Below are 16,745 nucleotides of genomic sequence, written 5' to 3'. Positions count from 1 at the left end.
GCACCTCCACTCAACCGATTAGGGTGTCGCCATGTCGATGCGGAAGTTGATCACGTTGGTGGCCACTCCCGATCGTAGGATCGACGTGCCTTCTCCGCAGGAATTCGCCACCTGCGAGGCGGAGCTCGGGTTGGCACTGCCCGCCGACTTCAAGGAACTCCTGTCGGCCTACGGGGTCGGTAGATTCCTCGACTACCTCTTCGCGTACCCCCTGGCCGGCCACGACATGAACATCCGCCGCAACAGCCTGTTGTTGGAAGGGCATTCGGCCTCGCGCGACAAATTCCCAGCGTGGTACCCGTATCCGCTCTACCCCGAAGCCAATGGCCTGCTGCTGTGGGGTGGCACCTACGACGGCCACTCGCTGTGCTGGCTCACCGGGGGCGAGCCGGACAAGTGGCCGGTGGTCGTATGGCACCAGCGCAACAGCGACTACCGCCTGTACCAGGGCGGTGCTGTCGCCTTCATCGCCAGCTGGCTGGAGCGCAAGCTGCCCACACGTACTCTGCCCAGGCCACCGCGAGCTGACGACTGGTTCGAGCCAGCCCGCAAACTCAAGCAGGTGTACGTGTACCTCGATGGCGGGCTCGGCAGTTTCACAGAGCGCACCCGGCTGCTGCGCCAACTGCTCGGGCCAGTTAGGGATCGCGGCTCCAGCGTGGACGAGAGCGATCGTGACGACCACTTCGCCACGGCACAGGACTGGCGGGTCACCTACAGCGAATCGCCGGCCGCACGCCTCATCCGCGTCGCGTTCCCTGCGGTGGACGAGGAGGCCGTACGGGTCGCGGTCATCAGCGCGGTCCCCATGCTGGGTCACACACTGAGGCATGCCCAGACGGTGACGGGCACACAGGTTTGGGCTGGCTGACCACCCGTGCCATCCCCTCGACAGCGGTCCTCCCCCGACCGGCGGGTGGCGATGATGTTGTCAGGGTCGCGTGAGGACGACGAGTTGCTGGGTCGCTCGGGTCATCGCGACATAGCGGTCGACCGCCCCTTCGATGCCCTTGCCGAACTCCTCCGGGTCGATGAGGACCACCAGGTCGAACTCGAGCCCCTTCGACAACTCCGGGGTCAGCGACCGGACGCGGGGCGTCGCCTGGAATGTGGGATCGCCGATGACACAGGCGATCCCGTCGCCGTGCGTGGCGAGCCAGGTGCCGAGGATCGAGCCCAGATCCGAGGCAGATCCGTGTACGACGGGGACATCGTTGCTGCGGATGGAGGTCGGGACGTTGGCGTCCGGGAGCACGGCCCGGATGACCGGCTCGGCTTCCGCCATGACCTCTTTCGGCGTCCGGTAGTTGATGCTCAGGGAGGCCAGGTTGATACGGTCGAGTCCGATCCGCTCGAGCCGTTCCTGCCACGACTCCGTGAACCCATGCCTGGCCTGGGCTCGGTCGCCGACGATGGTGAAGCTCCGGGACGGGCAGCGGATCAGCAGCATCTGCCACTGCGCGTCGGTCAGTTCCTGAGCCTCGTCCACCACGATGTGCGCGAACGGGCCAGCGAGCAGGTCCGGGTTGACGCTGAGCAGTGCGGAGTCGCTGACCAGGGCGTCCCGCAGGTCCTGTCCGTGCAGCATGATCATCGCGCCCTCGTTGTCGTACTCGGCCTCCAGCAGGTCTTCGACGACCCGGTCCATCTGCTCGCGTCTCGCCGCGACGGAGGCGTTGTGCCGACGCTGACGTCGTGACGCCTCCGGATCACCGAGCCGCTGGCGTGCCGCGTCCAGGAGTGGCAGGTCGGACACCGTCCACGCCTGGGCGTCCGCACGCCGCAGCTTCCGGATGTCGTCAGGACTGAGCCAGGGGGCACACTTGCGCAGGTACGCGGGGACCGACCACAGGTCCCCGACAAGGTCAGCCGCTTCGAGTAGCGGCCAGGCGCGGTTGAAGGTGGCAAGCAGTTCCCGGTTCTGCCGCAGCGAGCGGCCGAGCAGGGCTTCCGGTTCGTCGCCGTCGTACTTGTCGATCAGGATTTCCAGCAGCTTCTCCCAGATCTGGTCGCGCGCGTCGTTGTGCGGGGTGCCCGGATCGGGTGTTTCGAAGGCCTCGGCCCAATCGTCGGCGCTCAGCCGGATCTCGGACCACTCGGTCGTGACCGTCATCGGCTTGGTGGGCGGCTCCTCGTAGAACCTGACGGCCGCCTCGATCGCCCGCACCAGGCTCACGGAGGACTTCAGGACGGCGACCTCCGGGTCGGTCTCCACCTGCGCCGCGGCGCCCTCGGCAACGAGGTCCCGCAGGGTGCAGGTCTGCACGTCCTCCTCTCCGAGGCTGGGCAGGACGTCGGCGACGTAGGCCAGGTAGGGCTCGTGTGGACCGACGAACAGCACGCCGCCTCGGCGGGGGCCGAGACGGGGGTCGGAGTAGAGGAGGTAGGCGGTGCGGTGCAGAGCGACGACGGTCTTTCCCGTACCCGGACCACCGTCGACGACGAGAGCGCCGCGGGATCCCGCCCGGATGATGGCGTCCTGGTCGGCCTGGATGGTGCCGAGCACGTCTCGCATCCGGGCCGAACGGTTGCTGCCGAGGCTGGCGATGAAGGCGGACTGGTCGTCGAGCGCGGCGTGCCCTTCGAGCCCGTCCAGGGTGAACACCTCGTCCCAGTAGTCGGTGATCCGGCCACGGGTCCAGCGATACCGGCGGCGGCTCGTCAAACCCATCGGATTGGCGTGGGTCGCGCCGAAGAACGGCTCGGCGGCCGGGGATCGCCAGTCGAGAAGCAGCCGTCGGCCCGCGCTGTCGGTGAGGGCAAGTCGTCCGACGTACACGGGCTCGGGGCCATCCGCGCTGACCATGTGGCCGAGGCACAGGTCTGAACCGTAGCGGCGCAGGGTGCGTAGGCGGGCGGTCAGCCGGTAGATCTCCTGGTCCCGGTCCATCGCCGCCTGGCCGACGCCGCCGGGCGCCTTACGCTCGGCATCGAGGCGGTCGGCCAGGTCGGCGATCGTCTGCTCGAGGCTCTCCGTGATGGCCGCGAAATGGTGCTCGTCGCCGGCGATCAGGGTCGGGGCGGCTTTGGCGGAAAGGCGGTCCGGAAGGTCGAACACGCTGGTAGTCATGGGGCTCAATTCACCAGTTCCGATCTGACGTCGCTTGCAACCCTGGTACGCGTACTGCGGCACGACGAACGGTGGACGGGCCGGCCGACCGGCACCGACGGCACGTCGGCAGACCGCACGGCGAGTTCCACCAGCGGTTCGACGCCCCCGCACGGGTCGTATGCCGACAACAACACACGCATTTCGCGACTCCCCCTATTTCCGCAGGTTCTGGCTTCAGCCGACGATTCTGCGGCACCACCCGGGTCTTGCCGCAAGCCCCCCGGTGTGCTATATGTTGGAGGTGGAAAGAAGTGCGTATTTTCCTTTCCACCTCCTTTATTGCTTGCCGTGAATGGGTCACTTCCTCGTGAAGCGGCACGGCGGTGCCGTGCGCCTGGGAGACCACCCTCGGCGCGGGGACGCATCCACGCAACGAGAAGTTCTTCACCCGTCTGGCACGTCCGGCTCGAACGTCAAAAGAAGCGCCTGCGACGACACCACCAAGCCCCTACCCGCCGCAGATGCTCCATAAGGGAGGACGTCGCCTGCGCGCCGCAGGGCTGAGACTGGTCGCCCCCGAACCGGTGACATAAGCGGCCGTACGGGGGTTCACGCGCGAGCGTCCCGTCTGGTTGCCTGTGTCGGTGTCGTGCCCCGTGTGCAAGACCAGCGATTGGCGCACCGAGATCTCCCTGGCAGCTACCGGTGCCACGGCACCGCGATGCGTGAGGTGCCGACGGTGACGCCGACGGGCGTCGCCCTGATCGCTCAACCGACGCCGTGCGACACGACCTATCAGGACGCCTCGACGGGCGCCGCGTCGTCGGTGTGCGCCTGCGGCAGCTATGCGGTCGGGCGGTGCGGGCCGTGCGGGCGGCCCGTGTGCGAACAGTGCTCGTCAACGAGCGCACCCCGCCAGTCCACGACCCGCACCACGGCGGCGCGAGAGGCAGCGGGCTCGGCGCACGGCGGGCCGCTCGCCGGGCTCTCGGCGATCGCCGACCCGGCGGAACGGCTGCTGCGTGCGGCCCGTGTCGTCTACCGGGCATCCGGCTACGCCGCCTCCGGCGGTTCCCTGCTCGTCGGCCCGGCGAACACCGGGATTACTGGACGATCGCATTGGCGGTACGCGGACCTGCACCGGATCTGCCCGGAACTCGTGGACGGGACGGTCGGCGAGTACCGGGACCCGACGGCAGCCCTGCGCTCGTTCCGCGGCCCCGATCCGGTGCCGTGGGACTCGGCGGTGATCAGCCACTGGTTCGCGCGGAGGATGGCCGGGGTCGAGCCGACCGAGACGTTGGATCTCGGCAGGATGGGATTCTCGCCCATTCGGGGACGGATCGCGGTCACGACCAGTCGGACGCCCGCGTGGGTGCTGGTCAACGGCGCGACGTACCGGGAGCCTGCCTGGGAGGATCCGCGCTTCGGTTGGAAGGGCGGGCGAACGGATACCGCTTATGTGCTGGCCGACGGCCGCGTCGTTCGGGTCAGTCAGCGCAAGTCGTTCGGGAAGCAGGTCCGGGGCATGCTGCGGTCGGTCGGGTGGAACGTCGCGACGGAGGCGTGCGGACTCAACCTGAAGGCTCTGGCCGAGTTGGGCGGGCTGCTGGGATCCGGCTGACGACCCGGTAGGTGAAGCTCCTGTTCAGACCTCTTACGCAGACCGCCAGTGACATGCTCGGCAACCAACTCGAAGGACCGCGTCCGGTCCTCGATGTCGTAGACGATCCTGGTCAGCGCCAGCTCGTCCGGGCTGCTGGCTCGCGTAGCCCTGCCTGGTCAGCCGCACCATCGCGCCATTTCCCACTCGACGCGGGGGTCATCCCGCCCGGTGAACCTGCGGCGCCGGGCCCGCAAGAAGGGTTCGCCCGGGGCGCGTATCCCGTCGAGCAGGATCGTGACGACACGACGCCACCCGTCGGGTCCTGCGTCGACTCCGAGGCAATGGTCGGCGTCCAGCGGCGCGCGAGAGCAGATCAGGATGTCCTGCCAGGTCACGTCCGCACGCAGCTCACCGGCCGCGTGCGCCCGCTCGGTCAGCCGCTTGACAGCGTCCTGCAGTGCGGCGGTCCGCTCCGCGAGTTCGGGCGACGGTGGTCCTTCACACTCCGCGGTGACCTCGGCCAGTCCGCGACTGTCCCGGTGCGCGCCAGCCAGTTCCATTACGAACTCCGCCAGCCCGTCCCATGGATCCGCGCGCTCCATGCAATCCCGTGCGACGTCGCACAGCTCGTCGTAAAGGCCGAGCACCACCGCGTCGAGCAGCGCCTCCTTCGTGCCGAAGCGCCGGTACAACGTGCCCACTCCCACGCCCGCCGCCGTCGCGATATCCAGAGCCGAGACGTCGAGCCCTCGGGCAGCGATCGCCTCCCGGGTCGCGATGATCAGCTGGCGTCGGTTGCGCCGGGCGTCCGCACGGACACCAGGCCCCGGGTCCAGATCAGGCATCCCCGAAGCGCACCGCAATCGGACGAATGGCGTCCGATTGCGGTGACGTGACCGACAGGGCAAGTGCAAGCCGGGTGACAGCCCCGGCCCGACAGCCGGCGCGCCGCCGACCCCCCGCCGCCACCACCGACCAGGTGGCGACGGCGTGAGAGCCGGTTGGCCCGCCCTACCACCGGTGAGGAGTCGCTCGACCGCACCTGCGGCGATGATCCACAACACCATCGCCATACCGGTGGACGTTTATGAACACGGCGCTAGGTCAACAGGGCCGGGACTCCGGGAGTGAGCCAGGTCAGCCTCTCCTGAGGAAACGCCGCGGTGATCTCAGCCCGGCCCTCGTGGAAGTGTGACCAGCCCTCGTAGTGCACGGGGACGATCCGGCGCGGCATGATCCGCTGGCACAGTCGAGCCGCGTCCCGGCCGGTCATGGTGAACCGGGTCGGCCCGGTGAGGCCGAACTGCACCTTGCCGAGGTGCAGGATCGCGGTGCCGACGGCGAACCGCTCCGCGACCTCCAGCACCCCCGGATAGAGGACCGTGTCTCCGGAGATCCACACTACCTCCGCCGCATCTGCCGATCGCAGTGCGAAGCCGGTTGTCGGCCCGACCAGCGGAACGGCCCACGCCGGACCGTGCCGCGACGGCGTGGCGGTGACCGTGAGGTTGCCGACGTTCGCGGTCTCGAACGGAGCGAGGCCGACGGCGTTGCCGCCGAGCCGCCGCGCGCCAGCCACGGTGGTGAGCACCACGGGAACCGTGGGCAGCAGCGCGCGGCCGGCGTCGTCGAGGTTGTCGGCGTGCTGATCGTGCGTGAGCAGTACGGCGTTCAGCGGTCCGAGTTCGGTGGGCGGGACCGCCGGGCCGGCGGTTTTCCGGGAGGACGTGCCCCAGCCGAACGGGTACCGCCGACCGGGGGTGTCGAAGGTCGGGTCGACCAGCAGCCGCACCCCGCCCAGTTCGAGCAGCGTGGTCGGCCCGCCGATGTGTGTGATCCGGACCTCGGTCATCCGGTGGTCGGCACGGGGCCGGTCCGGGCGTGACTCAGCGCCCAGTCGAGGACCTCGTCTGCGATGGCTTCCCAGCCGCTCTGCGCCGGCAGCAGGTGGGCGTACCCGGGGTACTCGCGGATCTCGGTGACGGTGTTGGATTTGTAGTGCTTGTGGTTGGACTGCTGGATGGCCGGCGGCATGATGTGATCCTCGCTGCCGGAGACGAACAGCAACGGGGCCCGGTTGTCGTTGTGGTAGTCGACCCAGGTGTCCTGGTGGCCGGGTTGGAAGTTGGCCAGCACACTCCCCCACAGGATGCTGCCGTTCGCGGGGATGTGGTAGCGCTCGTACAACGCCATGGACTCTTCCGGGGTGAAGGTGTTGGTGAAGGCGTACGTCCACTCCTCCAACGTGAGGCCAACGGCCTTGTGCCGGTTCGCCGGTGACTTCAGCACCGGGAACGTCGACTTCACCTGCGACAGCGGCACCACCCGTACGCCCTCGGTGGGTGCGGAGTTGAGTGCGACACCAGCGGCGCCGTAGCCGTGGTCGAGCAGGATCTGCGTGAACGCTCCGCCGGCAGAGTGCCCCATGATGATCGGTTGCTGGTCCAGGCCCGACAAGATCTTTTCGAGCTTGTCAATAATGGCGGGAACGGTGACGGCGGTGATGACGTCCGGGTTGGCGTTGAGGGCCTCGACCTCGACCTCGAACCCGGGGTATCCGGGCGCGATGACCCGGAACCCCTTCTGCTCGTAGTGCGTGATCCAGTGTTCCCAGCTGCGGGGCGTCACCCAGAAACCGTGCACCAGCACGATGGTGTCGGGAGTCATGAACCGAACCATAGGCGTGGCACCCGGTGTGGCGCCTTCACCCGACGTGCATCTTGCTGTGCACCTGGTGCACTGGTCACCGAACGAGCTGCTCAGCCAACCATGAGCACGCGCACATCGCAGGACCACGTCACGCTTAACCGTTTCGACCAGGCACGGCGCTACCCTTCGCGTACGCGCAGAGGAGGGCAGGGCCATGTCCGTCTCCGAATCGGAAGTTGGCTTCGTCACCGACGCGTCGTCGGACCTCGGTGAGCTCCCCGCTACCGTCGCGCGGGCCAGGGTCGGGGCCTCCGATGCCACGATTCTGCTGAACAACGACGACCTGCCGCTCTCTTACCGGCGACCAACGCTGTGCGGGTGGAGCTTGCCCCGGCGGGCGTCCACGTCGCCGGTTGGGTGCTCGGCCTGCGCGAGGCCGACCCAGGGCCGGCCACGATCGTGGACCGGGCACGGGCGGGGGTCGCCGCCCGGGACTACAAAATCATGGCCGACACGTACGGCGAACAGCTCAAGGCAAAGCTGTCGGTGCCGATTCCGGGCATGTAACCCGAGCTCGTATCGCCCTAACCGGCGATCGGAGGACTCAAGATGCGCTATTTCAACCTGACCGACGGCGAGCCGTCGTCCCGGGTCGAAGTCCTCGACGAGGCGGCCCGCAACTGCTCGGTGCCGTTTCGGGCGCGACCGGCCGACCGTGGCCGCCCGGTCAGGTTCCAGCACCTGGACCGTTACTTCGCAGGCATCAACGTCACCCAGACGGCCCTGGACAACTTCCACGGTTTCCGGTCGGCGACGCTCGCGCGGAAAGATCCCCTGCCACGACTGATCCTGACCGTCTCGTCCGGACCGTACATGATCGAGCAGAACGGTCGGGTGAACCGCCAACGGTCAGGGTCGATGGTGCCGTACTGGAGTGGGGACGCCATGAGACTCCAGGCAGACGAGCCGACCCGGGCCTGGTCCGTAACCGCGACGATCGAGGAGCTGGGCCTGCCTTACCTGTTCCTCCGCGACGTAATGGTCCGCAATATCGGTGACAGCCCACTCGGGCCTCTCGTCAACAGGTACCTGACCGAGCTGGCCGGGCTCCCCGAACTGTCCCAGGCGCATGCGGCGTCACTCGCGCACCCCACGATCGACCTGCTCCGCGCACTGCTGGCGAGCGCCGGTGGCGACGAGTCCCTCAGCCGACAACCGCTCAGCCGGACCTTGGGCATGCGGATCATGCTGTACCTACGCAGTCACGCAGGAGACCCGGAGCTGAGCGCCGACAAGCTGGCCGCCCATTTCGGTATCTCGAAACGCTACCTGTACGCGGTGCTCGCAGGGATGAACGTTGCACTCGGCGAGTGGATCCGAACAGAACGGCTCAGTCGGGCAGCTCGAGCGCTGGCCAACCCCGCCAACGCGTTGGTGTCGGTCGCGGCAATAGCCCGAAGGTCCGGATACCCCGACCACTCCTCGTTCTCCCGCGCGTTCAAGCAGCGGTACGGGTGCACCCCGTCAGAATGGCGCCTCCTCACGGACACCGACCGGACGTTTCGACAGGCGCCGGTCACACTGCTGGAGATCGCGGAGACCAGCTCGGATGGACACGACTGACCTCGGACAGGTGCGGCCGGTGATCGCCCCCCCCCCGAGGGCAGTATCAGGAAGCAGGACGGTATAGACAGGGTGTCGGCGTCACCGACCGTGGGTAGAGCGTCCTGAGTGGAGTTCTCTACCTCGCGGACACGCCTGTTCTACCGGGTACTGGTGGTCTTCGTTCCGGTCTGGCTTTTTGTCAGCCCGCTGGTGTCCTGGTTGCTCGTTGACGACGGCCCACCCGGCCCGTGGTGGGGCCAGCTGCTCCAGGCTGTCATCACCGGCGGGCTCGTTGCCGCATTCGTCGCATTTGTGACCCCTGGCATGCGACCCACATGGGTGAGGACGTCGACGCAGGGCCTGAGTCTGTCCGTCTCCGGGGGCGACCCGATCAACCCGGCATGGTCCGAGATCGCCCATGCCTGCGTCTACCGCCGATACTTACGGTGGAAACTCGAGGTGACGCCGGCGCACTCCGGGCAGGCGATCACCGCAGACGTCTCGCTGCTGGCGCCAGGTCCCACTCACCTGCGCCGGGAACTGGCTCGCCGACCCGCCTGACCCGTAAGCATCTCGCAGTGAGATCAGGCGGGTGCCGGGCCGGACTGTCCCCCCAGCCCGGCCCAGGCACCCGAGGCGCCGCTTCAGGCCGAGTTGCCAGCCGGAATCCGGGTTGGAGCGAACCAGTCCTGGATCCAGTTCGGGTAGGCGACCGGCTGTCGGCTGACCTCGTCGAGTTCGGCGAGATCCTGCTCGGTGAGGGTCAGGTCGCTGGCCGCGATGTTGTCCGTGAGCTGGTCCAGCTTCCGAGCGCCGACGATGACACTGGTGACGCCGCGCTGGGCGAGCAACCAGGCGAGTGCGACCCGGGCGGGGCTCACCTCGTGTCGAGCGGCGACGGTCCGCAGCACGTCGAGGACCTTGAAGCCTTTCTCCTCGTCGAACGGTACGAAGTCGAAACCGTTCCGGGCTCGGCGGGAGTCTTGTTCGGTGGTCACGCCGCCACGGTCGAACTTGCCCGTGAGGAATCCGCCGGCAAGGGGTTGCCACACGGTCAGGCTCAGTCCCGCGTCCTCGGCCAGGGGCACGAGGTCACGTTCGGCGTCTCGCGACACCAGCGAGTAGTGCGTCTGGTTGGCGACGAACTTCGCCTGGTTGTGCAGCGCGGAGATGCCCAGTGCCTTGCTGATCTGCCAGGCGGCGAGGTTGGAACAGCCGATGTAGCGCACCTTGCCCTGGCGTACCGCGTCGTCGAGCGCGCTCAGCGTCTCCTCGATCGGCGTCACGTGGTCGTAGTTGTGGATCTGATACAGATCGATGTAATCGGTCCCCAGTCGGCGCAGGCTGTCCTCCAGTGCCCGCATCACGTGCAGACGGGAAAGCCCCTGGTCGTTGGGGCCCGGCCCGACCGGAGCGATCAGCTTCGTGGCGAGCAGCACGTCCCGCCGGTGCCGTCCGACGGCCCGACCGAGCAACTCCTCGCTCTCGCCATCGGCGTAGACGTCGGCGGTGTCGAAGAAGTTGATCCCGGCGTCGAGTGCCGTGCCGACAAGGCGATCCACTTCCTCCTGCCCGAGCGCCCCATGGGTGCGGTACACCGGGTGCTCCGTGCCGCCGAAGGTCATCGCGCCCAGGGAGATCTCAGAGACCCAGACCCCGGTACGTCCCAGCAGACGGTATTTCACCAGCGACTCCTTCGGTAACAAATGCGTACGGCGAGCGAGTGGGCGCCTCACGCCCGCCCGTCCGTGACGTCCGGACACCGTGTCCGGAAATTACGCTACACGCTGTCCGGACGAGGTGTAATGTGACGTGCGCTACCGAGCTACTACCTAGGACCCGGACATGCCTTCGATCACTCGACGACGCACCGCGAATGTCGGCCGGCCCACCTCGGCCGAAACGGACATCCTGGCCGCGACGCAGCGCCTCCTGGTCAACGGTGCGAACTTCACCGAGCTCGGCGTGCAACAGGTCTGCACCGAGGCCGGCGTCGCCCGCTCGACCTTCTACAGCCACTTCCGCGACAAGATCGACCTGCTCGTGCGACTGGCGACCGAGCTCATGACCTCGTCCTTCGACGTCACCTCGGCATGGAAGCCATCGGAGGGCGTCGAACGTCTCGCGGACGCCTTCTTGCAGGTAGTGAAGGTCTATCGGGAACACGCCGCGGTACGACGGGCACTCACCGAGGTCGCCACCTACGACGCCACCGTGCGTGACTTCTGGAGTCAGGAACTCAACCAGTTCACGGACTGGACGATCGCGGTGCTCCGCGCGGAGCAGGACGCGGGCCGCACCCCCGCCGATCTGGACCCGGTGAGCGCTACCCGGTTGGTGGTCATGGGCGGCGAACGGGCCCTCGTCGACCACGTCACCGCCGGAGATCCTCACGCCGACGGTGCGTTCGCCCGCGAACTTGCACTGACCTGGTGGTACGGCGTCTACCGCCGCCCGGCTCACCACGGTGAACGTTCCCCAAGCTGATCTCGCAGCTCACAAAGCAGGTGCGACAACCCAGATTGATGAACACGGGACTCGATGTGCGCCGTAGCCGACTGGTGGTACGCGCAGGATAATCGCCCAGCTCGACCTCGCGGACAGCCGCCGCGGCACGAGACAGCCCGGCAGCTGTCAGGGGCCGGAGCGCCAGGCGGCGAGGACACGATCGATGTCGGTCCGGATGCGCTCTCGCGCCTCGGCGCGCGGGACGCCAGCCATCAGCAGGTGGTCGTACCCGGTGTCCTCGTGTCGGATCGAGGCGATCACCGCGCGGGTCATCGCGTCCTGGTCCACGGCGCGGCCGGCCGCGGAGCGCCCGACCCGGCCACTGCCGCGCAGCCCGGTGTGCCCGGCGATCGCCTCGGCCCGGGGCGCCGGACAGCCCGGAAAGAGCCGAAGGATCTCCTCCGCCATCCGAGCCATCAACGCCACATCCTGATCAGCCCGACGCTCCCGGTCTCGCTCACGGCGGCGCAACCGCGCCGCCTCGTCACCCAGACACTGCCGCTCGGCGTAGTCCAGCCCCGCCGGCTCCACCAACAACCCCAACCGGTCGTACCGTTTGCGCGTCCGGTTGAACCGCAACACCACGGCGGAGAGGGTGCTGGCCTTCTTGGCCCGTCGGGTCATCGTCGCGTCCCCGGCCGGCAGGAAGACCAGATGGTCCAGGTCGGCGCAGGTCAGGCAGAGAGTCTGCGGGTCCTCGAAAACCAGCAGGTCACCCGTGTCCCCGCACTCGACACAGGTCCACGGGGTGACCGCCGCATGCACCACCAGGTCAGGCGGGGCGCTCTGCCGCTGGACCAGCCGCGCCCGTGCGGACTCGGACATCGCGGCCGAGGTCCAGTGCGTCCGGTACGCCCGCTCGACCTCCGGATCGCCGCCGGTGGTGAAGCGCAACGGACGCCGGTCCCGGGTTGCGGCCAGATAGTCGACCTCACCCGGGCTCAGCCCCTCGACCCGGGCCCAACGGACGAAGATCTCCAGCGCCTCGAGTAGCCGCGACGGGGACACCGCCGCGCCCCGCTCCAACTCCGGGATGCGGCCCTGGCGCCACCGGTCGACCACGTCGCCGGGAAGCCAACCGAGCGCACTGAGCAGGGCCAGCGGCGTGACGTACCGGTGGCGGGTCAGAGCTGCCTGCGCTGCGGCGACGACGCGCCGCTCCAGCTTGGAGCCGGCCGGCCGGTCACGAGGCGGGGTCGGGGTGGTAGCCACGATCTGGCAGGATAGCCAGCCGCCGGACCCGGCGACCCGTGGTATCGATGTGTCCGGGAGCGGCACGATCCGAATCCCCGCATGGGCTACGCCTGGCCACCTCGCCGAGACCAATCTGCACCGATTTGTCGCCACGACTCTTCCTCCTGTGGACACCTCCCGGTCAGGCCACGCCAATGATCTTGTTGTTCGTGCTGCCTAGGTTCCGGGCATGCCTGCTTGTGATTTCACCCGTCGTGACCTGCTGCGTTGGTCCGCACTCGCCGCCGCCGCCGGTCCGCTAGTCCTTGCCAACCCCGTCAGCGCCGCAGCAGCGGGTCAGGGCCGGCCCGGAGACATCCTGCCGGTCAACCTGGAACTCGTGACCCTGGCCGAGGACCACGCCGTCATCACCTGGTACACCGGTGTACCGGGCACCGATGACGGCCTGGGACGTATGGTGCCCGCTCCCGCGGACGGCGAGGTCGTCTACGGCACCCATCCCTCGCGCCTGAACCGCGTCGCGCGGGGAATCAGCTCCCACACGGCCTACCACTATGTGGAACTCACGGGGCTCGAACCCGGACAGACCTACTACTACCAGGCCCGATCCCAGGGCAAGGCCGCGTCACCGACCCCGTTCACGCTGATCAGCGGCAACGCCGTCGGCACCTCGACGTACGGGCTCGGCACAGAGGGGCCGTTCTCGTTCACCACCCCGCAGCCGCCGAGAGGCCGGTACCTGTTCTCGATGGTGCTCTGCAACGACCTGCACATGGGTGAAACCCAGGCCGGGCTCGTCGGAGGACAGCCACAGTACATCGGCATCACCCAGGAACCGGGACTTCCGCCGTACCCGGAGGTCATGCTCCGGTCCCTGGTCGAGGACGTGCGGCGGCACAACCCGACCTACCTGCTGGCCGCCGGGGACATCTCCTCCGAAGCCAGCCCGGTCGACCTCAGCCGCGCCGGACAGCTGCTCGACGGCTTCGGCGAGTACGGCAGCGACTACTTCGTCACCCGCGGCAACCACGACCGGGCGCACACGGGTGACCCGTACTCGGGCTGCCGGGCCGGCCAGTGGCAGGGCAACGACTGCTTCCATGACGGATTCTTCTCGCGTAACAAGCTGACGTACTTCTCCAAGGACCTCTCCGGTCTGCGCGTCATCGGTCTCGACACCTACGACAAGCCGGGTAACGGGGGCGACGCGGGAGCACTCTCGACCGATCAGCTTGCCTGGTTCCGTCACGAACTGGCCACCCACGCCGATCAGCCCACGCTGGTGTTCGGCCACCATCCCCTGGTCATGCAGGACTCCGCGTTCCCCATCACCGCGGGCAGTTCGCTCCAGGCGGACCAGGCGACGACCATCCTGAACGACTACGCCAAAACACCCGGCGTGTTCCTGCACCACGCGGGCCACACCCACCGCAACAAGCGCACGATCAGCCCGATCGCGCCGAAGGTCACGCTGCAGGAGGTCGCGGCGGCCAAGGAGTATCCCGGCGGTTTCTCCGTGCTACGGCTCCACACCGGCGGTTACGCGTTGAACTTCTACAAGTCGCGCAGCGAACTCGCTCGCCGTTGGAGCGAGCGCAGCCGGCAGGAAATCATGGGGTACTGGCCGCAGTTCGCACTCGGTGCCGCTGTCGCCGACCGCAACACCGTGGTCGCGCGGGATCTGTCGAACCTCAAGCGCCCGAGCCACCGTCCGGACCACGAGCACCCGAGCCACCCCCACGGCGGAAAGTAGCGGCTGTGCCCTGAACGAGACTCGGACCGCGAGCCGGCCGGACCTCACGCACAGGCATCCCGCCCCGGCCTCTGGCTGGGGCGGGTCGGCTTCAGCGGCGCCCGTCAGCAGTCGTTCGAGACTCAGCCGGCGGGGTCGGGCCGCCGTCATGGTCACACCGGGCCGGCAACCTCCTCTGGGATGTCTCTTTCACGAGGTACGGAGGCGGTAGCCGAAGCCGCGGAGGGTCTCGATCACGTCTTCGCCGAGTTTCTTGCGCAGCGTGCTGACGTAGACATTGACCAGGTTGGTGCTCGGGTCGAAGTCGTAGCCCCAGGCATGGGAGAGCAACTGCTCCCGGCTGAGCACCCGCCCCGCGTTCCGGATCAGGGCCTCCAGGAGGGCGAACTCGCGCCCGGTGAGGGTCACGTCCCGGCCGGACACGGTGACCCGGCGCGACCAGAGGTCCACGCGTACCGGTCCGGCGACAAGCACCCGTGGCTCGTCGGAGCCGACGTCGCGCAGTCGGGCCCGGACCCGCGCCAGCAACTCCTCGAACCGGAACGGTTTGCTCATGTAGTCGTCGGCGCCGGCGTCCAGGCAGTCGACCACGTCGTGTATCCGGGCCCGGCCGGTGAGGATCAGCACCGGGAGTTTGTTGCCGTGGGCGCGCAGTGACCGCAGCACCTCCAGGCCACTGCGCACGGGTAGTCCGATGTCGAGGATGAGCAGGTTGAAGTCGTCGCTCAGGCCGAACTGTTCGGCCTGCTCGCCGTCGGTGACGTGCACGGTCTGCCAACCGTTGGCCTGTAGGCCCTTCTTCAGGAAGGACGCGATCTGCGCGTCGTCCTCAGCAATCAGAATCCTGGCCAAGGTGCCAGCCCTCTCTCGTCTGCCGGGGTATCACCAGGGTGAAGGTGGCGCCGGCGCCGGGCCGGCTGACCAGTTCGGCCCGTCCGCCGTGCGCCTCGGCGATCGCCCGGACGATGGACAGGCCCAGTCCGGAGCCCGGGTAACGCAGGTGTGCCTGGTCGCCCCGGCGGAATCGGTCGAAGATGTGCGGCTGGTCGTCGAGGGGAACGCCGCAGCCGGTGTCGCGTACCCAGAGCCGGAATTCGGTGCCGGTGACGTTCGCGCCGAGGGCGACGGTTCCGCTGTCCTCGGTGTGGCGTACCGCGTTGTCAGCCAGGTTGATCACCGCCTCGGTGAGCCGGTGCCGGTCGGCGACCACGATGCCGGCGCCGAGGTCGTCGACGTGCCAGTGTCGGGGCGCGAGCGCACTCAGCTTCACGGCCAGCTCCGCGACGAACAGTTCAAGGTCGATGCGTTCCGGTTGTAGGAACTGGGGGTGGGCGACGTCGGCCAGCAGTTGCAGATCGCCGACGATCCGCCCCATCCGCTCCAGTTCATCGGTGACCAACGCGATTGTCGACCGCCACTGCGGACGATCGCTGTCCTCGGGGTCGAGCATGGTGAGGTTGCCCAGCGAGATGGTGAGCGGTCCCCGCAGTTCGTGACTCGCGTCGAGGATGAATTCGCGTTCCCGTCGAAAGACCGCCTCCAGCCGGTCGAGCATCGCGTTGAAGGTGAGCGCCATCTCGGCGGCCTCCCGCTGCCGGCCGACCGGGATTCGGTGGGTCAGGTCGGACTGCGAGATCAGCCGGGCGGTCTCGGTGAGCTGCCGTACCGGCCCGAGCACCCGGCCGGTGACCAGCCAGGCACAGCCGGAGGCGAGCACCACGACGCCGAGCACCGCGGCGGCGCCGTACGTCTGGAGGTCGGCGATCTCCTGGCGCTGGGTCACCGGCAGGATCGTCACCACGAAGGCGCCACTGCTGCCGCCGACCCGCACCGGCAGGATGCCGTAGTACGCCTCGCCGCGCGCGGTGTCGAAGCGGTCGATCGGCGGTCGGCCGTCGGCGAGCGAGTACGACCGTACCGAGGTGGCGAAGGACTGCATGGTGTCGTGCGGCAGTTGGTCGATCGGAAACCTGCCCAGCGCGGCATGGTGCAGCCGGCCGTCCGCGAAGGCGAGCACGGCCTCCTCGTGACTGGGTACGTTGCGCCGGAAGTAGACGTCGAAAACGGCTTGTACGGAGGTGAAGGGCGCGCCGGTACGGGGGTCGCGGCCGTCGGTGGTCAGCCGGTTGATTTCCTGGAACTCCTGCTGCACCGCCTCGGTGATCCGGCTCTCCAATCGGATTACCAGCACCTCGTGAATAGCGACCGCGCAGAGCCCACCGGAGAGGACGATCAATCCGATATACGACAGCAGGATTCGCGTATGGATACTCCTGGCGGCGCGGGACCAGCCGGAGCGACCCAGCATCGAACAATCTCCTCCACAAAGCATCCCGGCAGATCCGGCGGGCACGACGGCCAATCACTGCGTATCGACG

General features: G+C 68.1%; 15 protein-coding genes. 7 read left to right on the top strand and 8 right to left on the bottom strand.

The features are described from left to right. The first annotated feature begins 31 nt into the window (after positions 1-31). Positions 32-871 (top strand): SMI1/KNR4 family protein, encoded by an 840-nt coding sequence (locus BDK92_RS37415; protein ID WP_121161139.1) that lies wholly within the window; start codon positions 32-34, stop codon positions 869-871. A 60-nt stretch (positions 872-931) separates the two neighbouring features. Here BDK92_RS37415 and helR read toward each other — a convergent pair whose 3' ends face one another. Then, complete coding sequence (gene helR, locus BDK92_RS37410) at positions 932-3,070, bottom strand: RNA polymerase recycling motor ATPase HelR (RefSeq protein WP_211349517.1); 2,139 nt, start codon at positions 3,068-3,070, stop codon at positions 932-934. Between the two features lie 703 nt (positions 3,071-3,773). On the opposite strand from helR, the gene BDK92_RS37405 reads away from it, so the two are divergent. After that, the gene (locus BDK92_RS37405) at positions 3,774-4,676 is read left to right on the top strand and encodes a hypothetical protein (protein ID WP_121161137.1); all 903 of its coding nucleotides are present in this window, start codon (positions 3,774-3,776) and stop codon (positions 4,674-4,676) included. 158 nt (positions 4,677-4,834) lie between these two features. Here the strand turns inward: BDK92_RS37405 and BDK92_RS37400 are convergent, their stop codons facing one another. From BDK92_RS37400 to BDK92_RS37390, 3 genes are all read right to left on the bottom strand, one after another. After that, entirely contained in the window at positions 4,835-5,503 is a 669-nt protein-coding gene (locus tag BDK92_RS37400) for a TetR/AcrR family transcriptional regulator (protein WP_170208835.1), read from the bottom strand. Between the two features lie 254 nt (positions 5,504-5,757). Continuing rightward, on the bottom strand, positions 5,758-6,510 hold the full coding sequence (locus BDK92_RS37395) for an MBL fold metallo-hydrolase (protein WP_121161133.1): 753 nt from the start codon (positions 6,508-6,510) through the stop codon (positions 5,758-5,760). Then, a complete protein-coding gene (locus BDK92_RS37390; RefSeq protein WP_121162889.1) occupies positions 6,507-7,325 on the bottom strand; it encodes an alpha/beta hydrolase in 819 nt (272 codons plus the stop codon). The genes BDK92_RS37395 and BDK92_RS37390 overlap by 4 nt, the downstream gene beginning before the upstream one ends. 360 nt (positions 7,326-7,685) lie before the next feature. On the opposite strand from BDK92_RS37390, the gene BDK92_RS37385 reads away from it, so the two are divergent. The 3 genes from BDK92_RS37385 to BDK92_RS37375 all read left to right on the top strand — a co-directional run bounded on the left by BDK92_RS37385 (position 7,686) and on the right by BDK92_RS37375 (position 9,473). Then, positions 7,686-7,874, top strand: coding sequence for a hypothetical protein (locus BDK92_RS37385; protein ID WP_147457282.1), 189 nt, complete (start codon positions 7,686-7,688; stop codon positions 7,872-7,874). 42 nt (positions 7,875-7,916) lie between these two features. Further along, positions 7,917-8,930, top strand: coding sequence for a helix-turn-helix transcriptional regulator (locus BDK92_RS37380; RefSeq protein WP_121161129.1), 1,014 nt, complete (start codon positions 7,917-7,919; stop codon positions 8,928-8,930). A gap of 108 nt (positions 8,931-9,038) precedes the next feature. Next, positions 9,039-9,473, top strand: coding sequence for a hypothetical protein (locus BDK92_RS37375; protein WP_121161127.1), 435 nt, complete (start codon positions 9,039-9,041; stop codon positions 9,471-9,473). Positions 9,474-9,556: 83 nt separating this feature from the next. Here the strand turns inward: BDK92_RS37375 and BDK92_RS37370 are convergent, their stop codons facing one another. Next, on the bottom strand, positions 9,557-10,597 hold the full coding sequence (locus BDK92_RS37370) for an aldo/keto reductase (protein WP_121161125.1): 1,041 nt from the start codon (positions 10,595-10,597) through the stop codon (positions 9,557-9,559). 160 nt (positions 10,598-10,757) lie between these two features. Between BDK92_RS37370 and BDK92_RS37365 the strand changes: the two genes are divergently transcribed. Then, complete coding sequence (locus BDK92_RS37365; RefSeq protein ID WP_121161123.1) at positions 10,758-11,399, top strand: TetR/AcrR family transcriptional regulator; 642 nt, start codon at positions 10,758-10,760, stop codon at positions 11,397-11,399. Positions 11,400-11,546: 147 nt separating this feature from the next. Here the strand turns inward: BDK92_RS37365 and BDK92_RS37360 are convergent, their stop codons facing one another. After that, the gene (locus tag BDK92_RS37360) at positions 11,547-12,632 is read right to left on the bottom strand and encodes a DUF2293 domain-containing protein (protein ID WP_121161121.1); all 1,086 of its coding nucleotides are present in this window, start codon (positions 12,630-12,632) and stop codon (positions 11,547-11,549) included. A 211-nt stretch (positions 12,633-12,843) separates the two neighbouring features. Here BDK92_RS37360 and BDK92_RS37355 point away from each other — a divergent pair, with 211 nt between their 5' ends. Then, positions 12,844-14,367 (top strand): purple acid phosphatase family protein, encoded by a 1,524-nt coding sequence (locus tag BDK92_RS37355; RefSeq protein ID WP_121161119.1) that lies wholly within the window; start codon positions 12,844-12,846, stop codon positions 14,365-14,367. Positions 14,368-14,556: 189 nt separating this feature from the next. On the opposite strand, the gene BDK92_RS37350 is transcribed toward BDK92_RS37355, so the two are convergent. Further along, complete coding sequence (locus tag BDK92_RS37350; RefSeq protein ID WP_121161117.1) at positions 14,557-15,219, bottom strand: response regulator transcription factor; 663 nt, start codon at positions 15,217-15,219, stop codon at positions 14,557-14,559. Continuing rightward, positions 15,197-16,675: a sensor histidine kinase gene (locus BDK92_RS37345; RefSeq protein ID WP_170208834.1), complete on the bottom strand. Its 1,479-nt coding sequence runs from the start codon at positions 16,673-16,675 to the stop codon at positions 15,197-15,199. Before BDK92_RS37345 ends, BDK92_RS37350 begins: the two co-directional genes overlap by 23 nt. Between the last annotated feature and the right edge of the window lie 70 nt (positions 16,676-16,745).

This window comes from Micromonospora pisi (genome assembly GCF_003633685.1).
GTDB classification, from domain to species: domain Bacteria; phylum Actinomycetota; class Actinomycetes; order Mycobacteriales; family Micromonosporaceae; genus Micromonospora_G; species Micromonospora_G pisi.
Note: the sequence above shows the minus strand (reverse complement) of the source record. Positions and strands in the feature narration are given on the sequence as shown.